Annotated in this window: 14 protein-coding genes; 1 reads left to right on the plus strand and 13 read right to left on the minus strand. The window is 28.5% G+C overall.

The window, feature by feature from the left end:
• The first annotated feature begins 213 nt into the window (after positions 1-213).
• Positions 214-1,074, plus strand: a complete 861-nt coding sequence (locus ABCM86_RS01725; protein WP_295677657.1) for a type II CAAX endopeptidase family protein — start codon at positions 214-216, stop codon at positions 1,072-1,074.
• A 45-nt stretch (positions 1,075-1,119) separates the two neighbouring features.
• Here ABCM86_RS01725 and ABCM86_RS01730 read toward each other — a convergent pair whose 3' ends face one another.
• The 13 genes from ABCM86_RS01730 to ABCM86_RS01790 all read right to left on the minus strand — a co-directional run bounded on the left by ABCM86_RS01730 (position 1,120) and on the right by ABCM86_RS01790 (position 16,292).
• Positions 1,120-2,712 (minus strand): hypothetical protein, encoded by a 1,593-nt coding sequence (locus tag ABCM86_RS01730; protein WP_343003340.1) that lies wholly within the window; start codon positions 2,710-2,712, stop codon positions 1,120-1,122.
• Positions 2,713-2,759: 47 nt separating this feature from the next.
• Positions 2,760-4,019, minus strand: coding sequence for a protein phosphatase 2C domain-containing protein (locus ABCM86_RS01735; RefSeq protein WP_343003341.1), 1,260 nt, complete (start codon positions 4,017-4,019; stop codon positions 2,760-2,762).
• An 85-nt stretch (positions 4,020-4,104) separates the two neighbouring features.
• Positions 4,105-4,914 carry a helix-hairpin-helix domain-containing protein gene (locus ABCM86_RS01740; RefSeq protein ID WP_343003342.1) on the minus strand — a complete coding sequence of 270 codons (810 nt, stop codon included), beginning with the start codon at positions 4,912-4,914 and terminating at the stop codon, positions 4,105-4,107.
• A gap of 113 nt (positions 4,915-5,027) precedes the next feature.
• A complete protein-coding gene (locus ABCM86_RS01745; protein ID WP_337814361.1) occupies positions 5,028-6,632 on the minus strand; it encodes a hypothetical protein in 1,605 nt (534 codons plus the stop codon).
• A gap of 174 nt (positions 6,633-6,806) precedes the next feature.
• Complete coding sequence (locus tag ABCM86_RS01750; protein WP_343003343.1) at positions 6,807-7,568, minus strand: dipeptide/oligopeptide/nickel ABC transporter ATP-binding protein; 762 nt, start codon at positions 7,566-7,568, stop codon at positions 6,807-6,809.
• A 1-nt stretch (position 7,569) separates the two neighbouring features.
• Complete coding sequence (locus ABCM86_RS01755; protein ID WP_343003344.1) at positions 7,570-8,385, minus strand: ABC transporter ATP-binding protein; 816 nt, start codon at positions 8,383-8,385, stop codon at positions 7,570-7,572.
• Positions 8,385-9,236 carry a nickel/cobalt ABC transporter permease gene (gene opp1C, locus ABCM86_RS01760; protein WP_343003345.1) on the minus strand — a complete coding sequence of 284 codons (852 nt, stop codon included), beginning with the start codon at positions 9,234-9,236 and terminating at the stop codon, positions 8,385-8,387. Before opp1C ends, ABCM86_RS01755 begins: the two co-directional genes overlap by 1 nt.
• A gap of 4 nt (positions 9,237-9,240) precedes the next feature.
• Complete coding sequence (gene opp1B, locus ABCM86_RS01765) at positions 9,241-10,167, minus strand: nickel/cobalt ABC transporter permease (RefSeq protein ID WP_343003346.1); 927 nt, start codon at positions 10,165-10,167, stop codon at positions 9,241-9,243.
• Between the two features lie 93 nt (positions 10,168-10,260).
• Positions 10,261-11,865 (minus strand): nickel ABC transporter substrate-binding protein, encoded by a 1,605-nt coding sequence (gene nikA / locus ABCM86_RS01770; protein WP_343003347.1) that lies wholly within the window; start codon positions 11,863-11,865, stop codon positions 10,261-10,263.
• A gap of 269 nt (positions 11,866-12,134) precedes the next feature.
• Positions 12,135-13,490 carry an MATE family efflux transporter gene (locus ABCM86_RS01775; protein ID WP_343003348.1) on the minus strand — a complete coding sequence of 452 codons (1,356 nt, stop codon included), beginning with the start codon at positions 13,488-13,490 and terminating at the stop codon, positions 12,135-12,137.
• A gap of 136 nt (positions 13,491-13,626) precedes the next feature.
• Positions 13,627-14,385, minus strand: coding sequence for an ABC transporter ATP-binding protein (locus tag ABCM86_RS01780; protein WP_295763168.1), 759 nt, complete (start codon positions 14,383-14,385; stop codon positions 13,627-13,629).
• A 24-nt stretch (positions 14,386-14,409) separates the two neighbouring features.
• Entirely contained in the window at positions 14,410-15,219 is an 810-nt protein-coding gene (gene cbiQ / locus ABCM86_RS01785; protein WP_295779351.1) for a cobalt ECF transporter T component CbiQ, read from the minus strand.
• Between the two features lie 23 nt (positions 15,220-15,242).
• The gene (locus ABCM86_RS01790; protein WP_195929016.1) at positions 15,243-16,292 is read right to left on the minus strand and encodes an energy-coupling factor ABC transporter permease; all 1,050 of its coding nucleotides are present in this window, start codon (positions 16,290-16,292) and stop codon (positions 15,243-15,245) included.
• Positions 16,293-16,542: the final 250 nt, after the last annotated feature.

Here is a 16,542-nt window from a genome sequence, read left to right on the forward strand (position 1 = left end):
AAAAAAACATTATATATTACATAAGATTTTTTATAATTTTCAATATATTTTTTAATTATTTAAGAAAAATATATAACAGGCGTGTTAATTGAATATGTACTTTTTTATATAATTTTTTATACTTTATAAATAAAATTTAATATAAATAAGTACTATTTATTCAAAACAATATTATACTTTTAATATATCAATTATTGATAGGGGGGATATATTTTGTTTATTAGAAAAGATGACTTTAATGAAGTTAAAATCATTCCTTCTATTTTAGTCTATTTACTGATGAACTTTGGAATAATTTTTGTAATAGAAATTATAGATGATAGCTTCTTAGATAAGAATACTAATGTTGTTCAATTGATTATAGATTGTCTATTTATTCTATATTTATTTTTTAAGTTTGGAGTAAATTTTCGTAAACTAAATAAACTAATACATGATTTTATTGAAAAAATAAACATAAAAGAAATCTTAAACGTTGTATTTACACAGATACTAATTTCTTTGGGTACTACTCTTTTGATACTAGCTATTGTATGTTTTATAGATTTAGATATGGCAAATTCACTAAATAGTTCTGGTGATGATATTTTCACAAATACTGTGTCAGTATTTATTTTGACTGTAATAACTGCACCAATACTTGAAGAATTGCTGTTTAGAGTAGTAATTTTTAAGAGATTATCAAGAATTTTTGATGTATATATCGGTATGATATTCTCATCAATATTATTTGGAATCTTGCATGTAGAATTAGCTGTTGTAGGTGCTATTATTTTTGGTATTGCAAACTGTATTTTATATTTAAAATATAGAAATATATTGATACCTATGACTGTGCATTTTCTAAATAATTTAATTGTAAGTATACCTTCTTTGTTTACAAGTTCAGATTCTATCACTGGAGCCGAAAACAGTCTACTTACACTTAGCGATGCTTCTTCATATTTAGTAGTCGGCATTATCACTCTTATAATCGGATTAATTTTATTTATAAGATTTATAATACAAAATCGTAAATATATCGAAAAAGATGCTTTTGATATGAAAACTTATAAATTTGATAGTCTTTTGTAATTATCTTAAATAAAATAAAACCGTAGTTTGTACTACGGTTTTATTTTATGGCTTTACTATACTCCATTTTGTCTTTGTAATACTTCTATTTTCTGGGTAAAAGTCAACTTCTACTCCATCCATAATTACAAGCACCTTACCAGAAGGTATAACATTTTTGCTACTTCCTTTAGATGCAATCCACTCATGGTTGGATATATTTTTTAGCCCTAATATACTCCTGTTTTTTACATTTTGTACTACTTTTCCGATTAATTGCGTTGGTTTTATATCTTCATATCCAACTATGCTGTTTATAATTTCAGTACCTGGAAGTAAATCCAATATTTCATATTCATTTGCTCCACTTGCATATGAATATGTTATTTGTAGTTGATGTTGTACTTTAGGCTTTTTGACAGGTGTCTGTGCCTTGTCTTTATCTATAATTATTATCTTTTTCTTTTCCTCAAATCCCTTATTTGAATCAGCTATTACAACTCTTTCTGTATGCTTAGAATCTTTTTCGTTTTCGTTTTTCTCTAATTTATTATTATTTTTATTTTCAATAGAGTTTTCACTAAATTCTAGTATTTGCTCATTATTATCATTTGGCAAGTCTATAATATCCTTAAACTTAATTAACTTTTGGATAAATGTAGTTTCATATATTCGTAACTCCGGATTATTTATTCCATCAACAAAACTTTGGATAAAGACTATTTTTATATCATCTGTATAAACTTCATTCCAATCTTTTATCAATTTTGAGTGTATACCACGCACAGGCATATTACTTTTATCTTTGTAGCTATAAACAAATATCGGCTCTTTATACGCATTTAATTCGTCATTTTTAGTATAATAAACCGTATCTATTACTTTACTTCCTTCAAATGGATTACTGTCAAATAAAATCTCAAATAATAAAAACGCTAAACTATGCCTGTCAGTATTTATATTGGCTCTACTTTTATTGTTTAATATTTCTGGAGCAGAAGTTTTTTCATAATTAATGTCATAATTATAAGCGTTTTGTTCAACTATCTTTTCTGTATTTTTTATCTTACACTCATTTTGAGGAGTTATAACAATATCATTTAATGTTATAGAATTAAAGCACTTTTCTTGTTTATGAATGTCTTCAAATAATTTGCATACTTGAATACAGAGATTTAATTTTTCACTAAGATTGCTAAATTTCGTGTTTTCATATATGTAAGTTTCTTGTTTTTCTTTATTGATATTATTAGTTTCATGTATATTATTAATTTGATTTTCTTTATCTATATTTTTTTCTTTTTTAACATCATTTAAGTTATTAAAATCAAGTTTTAGATCTATATCTGTGGTTTCTGATTTCTCAATAGATAATGTATTTATCTCTAAATCTATTCCCCATTGCCTTTGTTGTTGCAATTTTTCCATCTTTTTAGCTTTTTGCCCATTTATAATATCATCAATCGAAATCTTACTTTTCTTTTCTTCTTTTACTTCTTCTTTTTCGTTTATTTCTTCTTGATTATTTTTATTTATATATAAGTAATCATCATCCAAATCATCTACATAAATAATTTCTTCGTTTGTTATTTCATTATTTTCTAATCTATCAGTTTGTTTATCATTATCAAATTCATCTGTTCTTTTTTCACTATCCATCAGCTCCACCTCCTGCCCTTATTTTTCTTTTATATTTAAATCAATTTCTAAAGTTGAAGATATTTCTTTTCCTCTTCTTTTAATTTTATGTGTTCTTCTTCTCTTCGCTTATCCTCAATATTTTTATTCAGTTCTTCTTCTTTTTCTTTATCTATTGTTTTGTACTTTTCTAGTAATGAGTCTATTTCCATTTTTCTACTGTCTATATGTTCTTCTTGAGATGTTATCTTACTCAATTCTTCTTGTATCTTTTTTATTTGTTCTTCTAATAGATGTTTTTGCTCTTTTAAATCTATATTTAACTTTTCTAACTCTTGTTTTTCACTGGCTAACTTTTCTATATTTTCATTGTTTTCGTTTTTTTGACTCAAAATCTGCTCATTATTTAATTCAAATATTTTTATCTTTTCTTTTGAATAATTTATTTCGTTATCTATTTCTTGTATTTTTTTCATATTTTCAAGATTTTTTATAATTCCGTCATAATTATCACTATTAAAAATAATCGACATGGAGATATCGTCTTGACTTCCTTGTTTTGATTTTTCTTCAAACTGCTCTCCTAGTTTTTCTTCCATATTTATTTTATCATCAATTGTATTTAAAGAACCTAACTCAGTTGCTATCGAATAATTATAATCTAAAAAATCTTTCTTATCTATAAATGAGTTATAAAGACCTGATGTTGATATCATAATCGCAAAAGGCATTTCATCAGAAAAATATGTAGTAAAGTTATTATATGCTTCATCATCACTTAATGTTTTTTTATAATTTCTATTTTCTATATTATCTATAGGTGTATTCATCTTCCCATTTTTATCTATTACTACAAAACTTCCATCTCCAATTAAAAATCCAAAACTACATTCTTGACTCATAACACCTACAGCCAGCGTAGTATCATAAATAGAAGATATGTTTTCAATATCAAAATCATTATCTAAGTATTTATCTATTTCATTTTGTGTAATTGGGTTCATATCTACATCTTCATTTATTTTTATATGCCATTTTGATATTGTCATTTTTATGATTCTATTTATAAGATATTGTTTATCATAATTATAAGCTTCAACAAATCTATTATAGTCATTCATATATTCATAAATACTTTCCTTTGCTGCCTCTGCTGCAAATTGTGACCCTCTATCACTTCTAAAATGCTTTTGAGAGCTATGTCCATCTGCCACCGCCGTCATAACATAATCTTTTCTCTCTAAATCCAATTCTGTATAATCTTCACATTCTCTCCCCTGATTTATATGTATTTGACCTGTTGTCACAGCACTAATTCCATTTAACAAAATCTTCACCTCCTATATTTTCTATTATATACAAAAATAAGCCCAACTTTTTAATAAGTTGAGCCTATTTATATATTGCAATTTATTATTTTCTTAAATAGATATTTTGGTCTTTTACTGTAGCCATTTCTCTTATTTGATTAGAATATTGTGATTCAATATGTACCATGTCGATAAATTCTTGTACTGAATTGAACCCACCTAACATTTCTCTAAGTGAAATTGCTCTGTTTGCAGTTTGTTCATTTACTCCAGGAAGTTTTAATAAATCTTCCTTTGGGCAAAAGTTTATATTTATATTGTTGTCATCTACACTTTGATACTCTGTAGTTTTATTATAAGATATATAGTCACTACTATGGAAGTTATGATGATCTTGTTCAAAAGTTTCATCATAATTTTCATTTTCAAATAAACTATCACTTGGATTATTTGAAATTGTATCGTAGTCTCTATACTCCATATTTGAGTGGTATGTGCTATCTAAATGTGTATCATTTCCACTACCTTTTATATAATCTTTTCCTTTGTAATGTCTTCTCACATCTTCTCTGATTTTGTCTAAATCTTTATCTTCTATTCCATTGGTAAGAATATAATCTCTTCTTATTAAGTATTCTCTTCTCACTAAAAATGAGTGAATAACACCTACTAATAAACTCACCAACCATACTAAAACTGCAACAGTTGATGCAAAACTAATAGGATCTGATACAATGAAAAATATAGATAAAATACCTACTAATAAGTATAATACTCCTGCTACCTTCCATTTAGTTGTCCTAGCCTTTGTTCCTATATATATGAATGATGCAAAAGAAAATCCCATGCATGAAAGTACAATCCACCACGAATTAAGAATTTCCCAGATTAAACCTCGTCTTGTTACTGACATATTTTCACCCTCTTAAGTAATTATTCTTTTTAAAATATATAGAAATTTTATTCATTTTATAACACAATTATATCATTTATAAGAAAGTAATATTTTATTTATTATATTTATTTTTATATTTGTTTTTCTTCTCTTACTTGTTTATTCTCAACTTTATCTATAAGCCATTGACCATTTTCTTGTATAACGATAAATTCCATATATTCTTTTCTAGATTTAGTTATTTCGCCTTCTTTTATGTTACTTTGAACGATTATGCCTACTCTATACTTTCCGCCTTCATCTTTCATGTTATCTTTAGTATATCCGATAACTTCTGTAGTTTTGTTTGAGCTTTGAGCAAGTGTATTAACTAATTCATTATGTAATTCACCTTCTGGAGTTATAAAGTTTTGTAAATAAGATATATCTCCTTTATTTGATGCATTTGCATAATTAGCCCAGTACTCTTTTATAACTGTATCAACTTGACTATTTAAATTTAAATTTTCATTATTGTCGTCTTTTTGTATAATTATATTAATATTGTATATTTCATCTCTATTATATAATATTCTAAGAGTAGTAGAACCTTCTTCTTTAGCTGATATTTTGCATTTATTTTGGTATCCAGATATATTAGCTAAACTAGTGTCATCAATTGAGTAAGATAATAAATCATTATTTATATCTTTGCCTTTTAAAGTTACTGATATTTCAGCTTCGTTATTTAGTTTTAATATATATCCGCTGTTTTCTTTTTCCATATTAGTTACTTGGATTTTGTCTATAGCTATAGCATTATTTTCGTCGCTATCTCCATTAATATCACTAAAGCCTATATCTATACTTTCTATTTTTTCTCCACCGTAATATACATTTATCGTCGTATTTCCATTTGACATTCTTATCAATTCACATTTATTATATGCGATTTTTCTATAAGTACAAATAGATGGATCATCTAATGCGTAAGATACCTTTTTTTCGTCTATTTTACCAGATTTACTGCCTTCTAGTGTAACTGTTAATGTAACATCTTTTCCTTCATCAAATGTATATATATCATTTTGTAATTCGTATTTTTCACTAAATTCTATATTCGATACACTTACATCTCCTGGGTCTGATAATAATTTATATCCAAAATATCCTGCTACTAATAATATTGGTATTAATAAAATCCATAAAAATCTCAGCTTACTTTTCTTTTTACCTTGTGGATAATCATCCTCATCATAATATTCTTCGTCTTCATCATCATAAGCTAGTTCATCTTCTTGTATGTTATGAATTTCTTCACTACTTGCTATATCTTCAGCTAATATTGATTGTTTGCTTTGTATAGATTTATCTTGTGATATTTTTTCATTTCTTTTTACTTCATATTCACTTAAGTTATCTATTTCTATATCACTCCAACCTAAAGCATACGATATATTATCTAGAATATAGTCCTTTCTTAGACCAGTAATATAATATTTTTCAAATATTTCTGTTGCCTTTCCTAAAATTTCTTGTCTACTTTGGTCATCTGAGCTCTTTCCTTCAACAAAGACTTTCATAATTCCTGAATTAATCGAATCTATTATCCAATTTATCTCAATTTCAGATTGAGGAATTAAATCTGTTAAAATAGCTTCTACCTTTCCGGGATTTAAAAGTGTATTTTTTCCAAAGTTATCAACTATATATCTTAGTGCTAAACTTAAGTTTCTTGCTTTTATGGTTTTCGCCATATTTTTTATCAACTCTCTCTCTTTTATTTTCTAATTTATATTATTACACAAATAGATATTTTTTGCTATATTGACAAATTTTAAATTCTAACTATATAAAAATTTGTATAAAATAAAACTAGCCTGTATTGTTTTATACAAGCTAGTTTTATTTATCAAATTATAAAAATATAATTAACTTATTTTAAATGGTATTACAGAGTTTAGAAGCCTTTGAGCATATTCATTTTCTGCAAATGCTAATCTATCACTTGAAATCTTTTCTACTATATTTCCTTGATATAAAAATAAAACTTCATCACATAAATTGGCAACTGCTTGTAAGTCATGCGCAATAAATAAATATGTCATATCCAATTCTTTTTTCAAGTCTTTTAACAGATCTAAGACTTGGGCTTGTATAGATACATCTAATGCACTTATCGCCTCATCTAATACCAAAATTTTAGGTTTTGTAGCTATAGCTCTTGCTATGCATACACGTTGTAATTGGCCACCACTTAATTCATAAGGATATCTATGTATTAAATTTGCTGATAGTCCTACTTTTTCAAGTAATTCTACAACTACATTATCTAAATTTTCAGTTTGACGTAAGGCAACTAGTGGTTCTGCAATAACTTGTTTTATTGTAAATTTAGGATTTGCAGATGATGTATAATCCTGAAATACTACAGTCATTTTCCCTGGATTTTCTTTTATCCATGATTTAACATTTTTTCCTTCTATAGTAATAGAACCTTCATTTGGTTTTTCAAGACCTAAAATTAAACGACTTAGTGTACTTTTACCACTTCCACTCTCCCCAATTAATCCTATGCATTGGCCTTCTTCTATTTCAAAGTCTATTCCCTTTAATACATGTAATTTATCTTTTTTGAAAAATCCTCCACCTATTTTAGAATAGCTTTTATGAACTCCTTTGACTTCTATCATCTTACATTACCTCCTCTTTTTTCATAGATTGTATAAATGATTCTGTAAGATGAATACGAGTGTCTATTAAGTACTTAGTATATTCATTTTCTGGATTTCTAAATACTTTTTGTGCAGGTCCACTTTCAACACAAATTCCGTCTTTCATAACCAAAATATCTGTCGCTAAATGCTGAACAACACCTAAGTCATGTGATATAAAAATAAGCGATGTTTGAGTAAGTTCTCTAAGTCTTATAAATTCCTCTACGACTTCCTTTTGATTTATTGAATCCAATGCAGTCGTTGGTTCATCAGCAATTATTATATCTGGTTTCATTGCTAAAGCTATAGCAATCATACATCTTTGTAACATTCCGCCTGAAATTTGGTGAGGATATTTTAATATAACTTGTTCTGGTTCTCTAATTAACATTTTTTCTAAGGAACTTATAGCTAAATTTTTAGCTTCTTCTTTTGATAAACCTAAATTTTCTACAAATGTCTCTATCATTTGGTATCCAATTGTATAAAGTGGGTCAAATGAAGTCATAGCGTCTTGAGGTATCATACATATTCTTTTTCCTCTTATTTTTCTTAATGTATTACCTTTTAATCCAACTAACTCTTGTCCATCAAATAAAGCACTCCCTGTTATTTTAAGCCAAGGATTAGTAAGACCTAATATAGCTTTTACTGTCATGGATTTTCCGCTACCACTCTCTCCGACTATTCCAAGACAAGAATTCTTTTTTAATATAAAATTATTTTTCTCAACAACTACTTCTCCATTTTTTGAATCAGTTATAGTCAAATCTTTCACTTCTAACAAATTCATTATTCATTCACCACCTTTTTCTTATAACTTGAATGTTTTGGATTGAATGCATCTTGTAGACAATCTCCAAAGAAATTAAATACTGCTACAACTATTAATATAGCCACACCAGGTATCATCATTTGACTTGGATGTAACATAAGTACAGTTTTCGCCTCATTTAGCATCATTCCCCACTCAGCTGTAGGTGGTTGGACTCCAAGACCCAAAAATGACATAGCTGATATATTAAGTATGATTCCACCTATATCTAATGTAGCAAGAACTGCAATTTCACCTAATGTCGCTGGTAATATGTGTTTTGTTATAATATGCCAAGTACTACACCCTGCAACTTTTGAAAATCTTATATAGTTTTTGTCATTATATTGTATAACTATAGATCTTATCATTCGTGTATACCATGCCCATTTTGCTATAATTGTCGCTATAACAAGGTTTTTCATACCTATTCCCAAAACCCCTATTATAGAAAGAATCATCACTTCACTTGGAAAAGATAGCATTATGTCACAAATTCTCATTATAACTTCATCTACCCAACCTCTAAAGAATCCTGATATAATACCTAATACACTTCCGATAAATATAGTAATTGCCATTGTATATAATGATACAAATATAGTTGTTCTCGCTCCATACATCATTCTAGACAACATACATCTTCCTAATTGGTCTGTTCCTAGAGGATATGCAGCAGACATAGCTGCAAATTTATTTGTTACATCAATTTCTGCTGGGTCGTGTGGAGCTAAAACAGGAGCTCCTATAGCAACTATAACAACTGCTGCTATCACTACCATACAAAATACTGCTATTTTATCTGAAAATAATCGTTTTAATACTGACATCTCTTTACTCCTTTCTTATTCTAGGGTCAATAGCCACAGATAAAATATCTACTAATAAGTTACATATTACGAATAATACTGCCATTAAAAGTATATATGCTTGTATTACTGGAAAATCACGATTGAATATTGCATCTACACATACTCTACCAACTCCAGGCCATGCAAATATATTTTCTACTACTACTGTACCTGCTATAAGCTTTGGAATAGACATACCTAAAGCTGTTAAAGATGATTGTAAAGAGTTTTTAAATATATGTTTTATTATAGTTGTTTCTTTAAGTCCTCTTATCCTAGCATAATAAACATAGTTTTCATGTTTATTTTGGACCATGTTATTTCTTATAAGTCTTACATAAGTTGAAATGTAAGCAAGTGCCAAGGTTATAGCTGGAAGAACTATAGAGCTAGGTCTTTCCATACCACTAGTTGGGAATAAATTCAGTTTTACTGAAAAAATCCATATTAATAAAAGCCCTACCCAAAAACTTGGCATAGCTGTTCCAACAAAGACTAACGCTCTTGCTAATTTATCTCCAAATGACCCTTCATATACAGCACAAAGTATTCCTACTAATACACTAAAAACTATTGTAATTAATAATGCTACAAAAGCTAATTTTATAGTATTAGGAATAGCTTGTCCTATTAAAGTTGCAACTGGTTTATTATTAACGTAACTATTGCCAAAATCCCCTTGTAAACTATCAGTTAACCATGTTACATACCTTTCTATATAAGGTTTATTAGTTCCCAATTGTTCTTCCATAGCCCTTACTGCTTCTTCTGTTGGAACGATTTCATTTACACGAAGTGCAACCTCAGCAGGATTACTAGGACTTAGACTTATAAGAGCAAACGATAAAAATGAAATTCCTATTAAGATAGGTATTACTGTTGCTAATCTTTTTAATATGTAATCTCTCATATTATCCCTTTCCATAATATATCTAATTTTTCTAAGTAATAAATAGAAGGGATTATAAAAATCCCTTCTTCGTAGCATTTAATACTGTGTTTTTTAGTCTTGTTCAAAATACATTTTTTCAAATGGTATTTCATATTGTGATGGGTTAAATGTTACACCTTTTAAAGCTTTTGTATGAACTGCTTTTGTTCTTGAATAACTTATTGGTATATAAACTGCTTCATCATGTATATAAGTAAGTACTTCTTTATACATTTCTGTACGCTTTTCTTCACTTGGTTCTATCATTAAGTCAGTTATAGTTTGGTCAACCCATTCTTTCTTTTCCATACCTACTTGAGCTTGGTAGTCACCATGTGCTGGTATTCTCCAAGAAGATAAGTAAGATTGAGGGTCATATGGTGTACCCCAAGATAAAGAGTATTGTAAATCGAAGTCACCACTTTTTTGTCTATCTAAGAATGATTGTTTTTCTTCTCCAACTATATTAAGTTTTACACCTATTGCTTTTAAGTCAGATTGCATATACTCACTGATTGTTCCTTCTTGAGAGTTATCTGAATTGTAGTATATAGTTATCTCAAATTTTTTACCATCTTTATATCTATATCCGTCATCTCCCATTTTCCATCCAGCTTTATCTAATAATTCACCAGCTTTTTCTTTGTCATAAGAACGAACTTCTAAGTCTATATCACAGTAAGGAACTGTTTTTGCCATTAATGTATCAGCAACTTCTTCTGTACCATTTAATACACCGTCTACTATAGCTTGTTTATTTATAGCATATTGTAAAGCTTGTCTTACTTTTTTATCTCCAGTTATATCTTGGTGAGCATTTAATAATATAGCTCTTGATGCTACTGGATCACTCATATCTGTTACGTATTTTCCTTCAGATTCTAATTTTTTGTATGAATCCATATCGATTTGGTCACCATCAGCTCCATATAATAAGTCAACTTCACCTTTTTCAAGTGCCATTAATATTGTTTGAGCATCTGGCATAACTCTCCATTTAACTTCTTTTACTTTTGGTTTTTCTCCCCAATAATCTTCGTTAGTGTCAAATATTGCATATTCATTTTCTTTATGTTCAGATAATACATATGGACCTGTTCCTGCATATCCATTTACACCGTTTTTAGTTTCACCATCAATAAAACATTTAGGTGATATCATTCTGAAAGGACGAACTAAAGCTAGTTCTGTTAATGTTGGATAATATGCGTGTTTTAATACTAGTTTGAATGTATATTCATCTACAACAACATTTTCTTCAATTTCATTAACCATATCTAACCAAGAATGTCTTTCTATATTAGATACTATAGCATCCATGTTTAATTTTACTGCTTCTGCATTAAATTTTTCCCCATCAGTAAATTTAACGTCTTTTCTTAAGTAGAAAGTATATTCTTTTCCATCATCTGATATTTCCCAACTTTCAGCTAGACATGGCTCTATACCTTTTTCAGTTTCTTTTACTAAAGATTCAAATACCATGTTTTGTGCTGACATTTCTCCACCATAAAGATGTGGATTTATATCCCTAATATCTTTTGTACAAGCGTATACTATTTGATCTTTATTTTCAGTACCTTCCCCTGCACTACTACTGCTGCATCCTACTGCCGACATGCATATAAGTGCACTAAGCGACAGAGCTAAAACCTTTTTTAATTTTTTTAGTTTCATTTAAATTTTCCTCCCCTTTTTTACGCAAAAAAAAATTATGAAAATTTGCATAGCAAAGTATGCACAAACAAATATGCATCTTTGCATTGTAAAATTTTCATAATTTTATTCTCAGTTAAAGTATTTTATTTTAATATAATCTAATATAAATATGTGTACTGTAAAATTATAACAAACCACTTTAATAATTTCAAGTTTTTTCCATTTTATTTATCATTTTAAAAATATACTATCTTCGCAATGTAGGTTTTTATATTATTTTAATCCCTTTATACCATTTCAACTCTTTCAACAGTAGTCTTTTTTATCCAACTGCTTTTATAGTAGTAAATACTCATTGCTATATTAGTAAGTATCCATGTTAGTGGATAACTTGCATATACTATTCTTACATCTTTCACAATTCCCATCATAACAACAAGCCAACCTACTCTAAATCCGCACATACATACAAGACCTATTATCATAGGTACAAAAGTCTTTCCTGCGCCTCTAAGCACACCTGATAATATTTGGTTCATTGCATATATAAAGTAAAGTGGTACGATAAACATTATAAATTGTGAACCGTATTTTACTACTTCTTTTTCTTCTGTGAATATGTGTAATATAGGAGTTTTAAATAACATTATTATTCCACCAATTAATACTGTCATTCCTACACACATTTTCATGCTTAAAGATTTACCTTTTTTAACTCTATCAACATTTTTTGCCCCAATATTTTGTCCTATAAAGTTACTTGCAGCCATTGCTAATGCTTCAATTGGCATATAAATAAATCCTTCTACTTTGTAATATACTGTAAGTGCAGCCATTACGTCTAATCCAAATAGATTTACTTTTGATTGAACTATTATATTTGAGAAACAAACTAATACAGATTGTAGACCTGTTGGTATCCCAATTAATAATATTCTTTTTAAGATTTCTTTGTCTATTTTTATTTTGTTTAAATGAAGTTTATAAATTTCATCAGTAGTTAATAATTTTCTCATTATTAAAATTGCTGATAAAGTTTGTGATAATGTCGTCGCTAATGCAGCCCCCATTACGCCCATATTAAATACTATTATAAATACTAAGTCTAAGATGATATTTAAAACTCCAGCAGCCCCTAAGTAATAAAGTGGAGTCTTGCTATCACCCATAGCTCTCAATATTCCTGTTCCCATATTGAAAATCATCATAGGTATCATACTCAAGAAATAAACTTTAATGTATGTAACTGCATGACCAATTACATTTTCTGGTGTGTTCATAAGTTTTAGAATAGTTTCTGCACTTAATAAACCAACTACCATTAAAATTATCCCTGATATAAAACTAAGTCCCATTGTTGTATGTACTGTTTTTGATACTTTTTCTTCATCACTTTCCCCAAAACATTGTGATAAAACAATACTAGATCCATTGGATAGTCCAATAAAGAAGTAAATCATAAATACAACTACTAAGTTACATGTTCCAACTGCGGCTAAAGCATTAGCACCTACAAATCGTCCAACTATTGCCGTATCTACTGTGTTATATAGTTGTTGGAATAGATTTGAAATTAAAATAGGAATTGCAAATAATACAAGTTGTTTCGAGATATTACCCTCTGTCATTTGTGTTACTGCCATATATATCCTCCTTTTATTCCCACAAATTAGATTTATCTTTTATTAATGGTATTACCATATAATATCATTAAATGAATACTTGTTCATATATCATTCTACAATATAATTTTAGTTTTTAATATTCCATTTTGTTATATCAAAAATTTATTTTACAATTAAAATTTCTCTTTTGGCACGATAGCGGCAATTCTAAATCACACTCTTGCATTAAATCATTATCTAGTAGTATATCTTGTGTATTTCCATCAGCAAATATTTGCCCCTCTTTTAATACAACTGTTCTATCACAAGTATCTAATATCATGTCCAAATCATGACTAGCTATTACTTTTGTATAATCAAAACTATTTAAAAGATTTATTAAATTTCTTCTCGCTTTTGGGTCTAGTGCAGAGGTTGGCTCATCCATTATAAGTATTGATGGGTTCATTGATATAGCTGTTGCAATAGCGGCTAAGTTTTTTTGTCCTCCTGATAATCTATATGGAGCCCTATTTTTTAATTCTAATATTCCGACCTTTTTTAGTGACTCCGTAACTCTTTTATCGACTTCTTCTCTGCTCAATTTATAATTTTTAGGGCCAAAAGCTACATCTTCGTATATACTTGTTGTAAAAAGTTGATCTTCTGGATTTTGAAATACAAATCCAATATCTTTTCTAATTTGCGATAGATTTTTTTTATTTACTTCCAATGAATTAATTTCTATTTTTCCACTTGATGGTCTATTTATCCCAGTTAGTTGAAGTAATAAAGTGGATTTTCCTGCTCCATTTGGTCCCACAATACCAAGCGATTCACCTTTATATAAAGTTAAATCTATATGTTTTAATGCTTCATAACCATCTGGATATTTATAATATAAATTTTTAATTTCAATACTAATATCTCTCATTGTATAGACTTCCTATCTCGATTTTTATAAAATATTCACAACTAAACTTCCTATAAATAATGCTATATTTATAAATTTAATTATTATAAAAAATAAAATCCAAAATAACATATATAAATAATCTTTTAGTAGCATTTTTTCATTAGTAAATGTAACATATTCTCCATCAAACCCTCTCAAAATCATAGCGTTGTATATTCTATCTGCTCTCGAAAAACTTCTAAGTAATAAATGACCTAAAAGCGAACCCCATAGTCTACAGTTTATTCCCTTTTGGTTTGGAGCTCTTAACATATATGCATTATATACTTCACTAACTGACTCTATAAGCACAAATATATATCTGTACATAAACACTATTTGATTTGTAAAAACTTTTGGTACTTTTATATCTCTAAGAGATTTTGCAAGACCTTCTATTCCGGTTGTGCAAATAAGCAAAATACCCGCAGTAATAGTGAGCATCCCTTTTATAAATAATGATATAAGCGAAATCGCCCCTAATGTTATAGGAACGATTCCAAAATAAAATGCTACTGTTCTTTCAAAGATTAAGTTAAAAACGCCTAATCCTATTATGACTGGTAAACCTATAAGAGATGCTTTAAGAACTAATTTTAGAGGTATATCAGCTAAATATATTATCAGTATTGGGTAAATTATAAATGGAAGCAATCCTGAAATATTGTATTTTGGAAAAGACACTACAAATACTATGTATAATATAGTTATTATTAGTTTTGCAACAGGGTTTATGCCATGTATAATACTCTTTTGTTTTCCCAAATCATCAATTTTATTCAATTTATATATAGACTCACTCAAACTAGACATTTAAAGCATCTCCTTATATTTTACTAAGCATGTTTTTTAGTGTTATTATCTGAAGTTTTTTTAACCTTACTTGCTCCAAATCCAATTAATGCAGCTAGTCCAAGTGTTATAGCTGAACCAACTATACCAGAAACACTAGTCCCTGCAGTATTTTCTGCGTCTGATTTAAATGCATAGTCTGGTAAAAACGCTGTACTTTCTTGTACTGATTCAAGTGTTTTTGATACATTATTACTTCTATCTAACTCAGTACTTCCTGTTACTTTTTGTATTGACCATTCAAGCCCATCAGGATTTGCTGATGCAAATAAAGATAATCCTCCACCTATTAAAGCTGCTACAACTACTAAAACTAAAGCAACTTTTTTAACACTCACATTTTCTTTTACACTACTTCCATCATATCCAATAAGTAGTTCTGGTTTTGCATTATAAATAAATATAAGTACGCATCCTGTTAAGATTCCTTCAACTAAACCTATTGCTAAATGTATTGGTTGCATTAGAATCACAAAAGTACTAAATGGAAGTTCTGTTACACCTGATAACATTGTCTCACAAACTACTCCAAATGCTCCAAGTTGAAGTGAAATTACAACTGAAATTATGGATGCAATCATGATTTTTGTAGGAGTAAATCCATTTTTTAAGATTTTTTTATATATAAATGGAAATCCTATAAAGCATGCAAAAAATCCCATATTAATCATGTTGCAGCCGAGAGCTAAAAGTCCTCCATCAGCAAAGAATAAACATTGAATTACTAATACGGAAGCTATTGTCAAAAATCCTGCCTCAGGACCTAATAATGATGCTAATAAAATTCCGCCTCCAATATGTCCACTTGAGCCTGTACCTGGAATTGTGAAGTTTATCATTTGTGATGCAAATACAAATGCTCCAAGTACCCCCATTAAAGGTATTTTTTTATCAAAACTAATTGACTTAGGGTTGTCTAGATCTTCTAAATCACCTTTTGATAATTTTGTTGCAGAATAAGCCAATGTTCCTGCTGCAGCTACCCACATAACTCCACCAACTGCTGGTGATAATAAAGCGTCTGCCATATGCATAAATACCATCTCCTTAAAATTAGCATTAAAAAAATTCACTTCGTTCATATCGCCAACGAATCAAAGATTCCGTTGCTTAAGTTAATAAGTTGGAAATTATACATTATCCACAAACCAGATAATGTATAATTTCCTTATAATTTAAAAAACCACAAAAACATATAGTTCTCAAAGAACTTCTAAGCCTTCGTGGTTTAATTTCATAATTTATATTTTTGTGGTTAATTTAGTTAAATAGTAGCACTATATT

The organism is Clostridium sp. 2218st1_F5_2218SCRN_220325, assembly GCF_039062665.1.
GTDB lineage: Bacteria > Bacillota > Clostridia > Peptostreptococcales > Peptostreptococcaceae > Intestinibacter.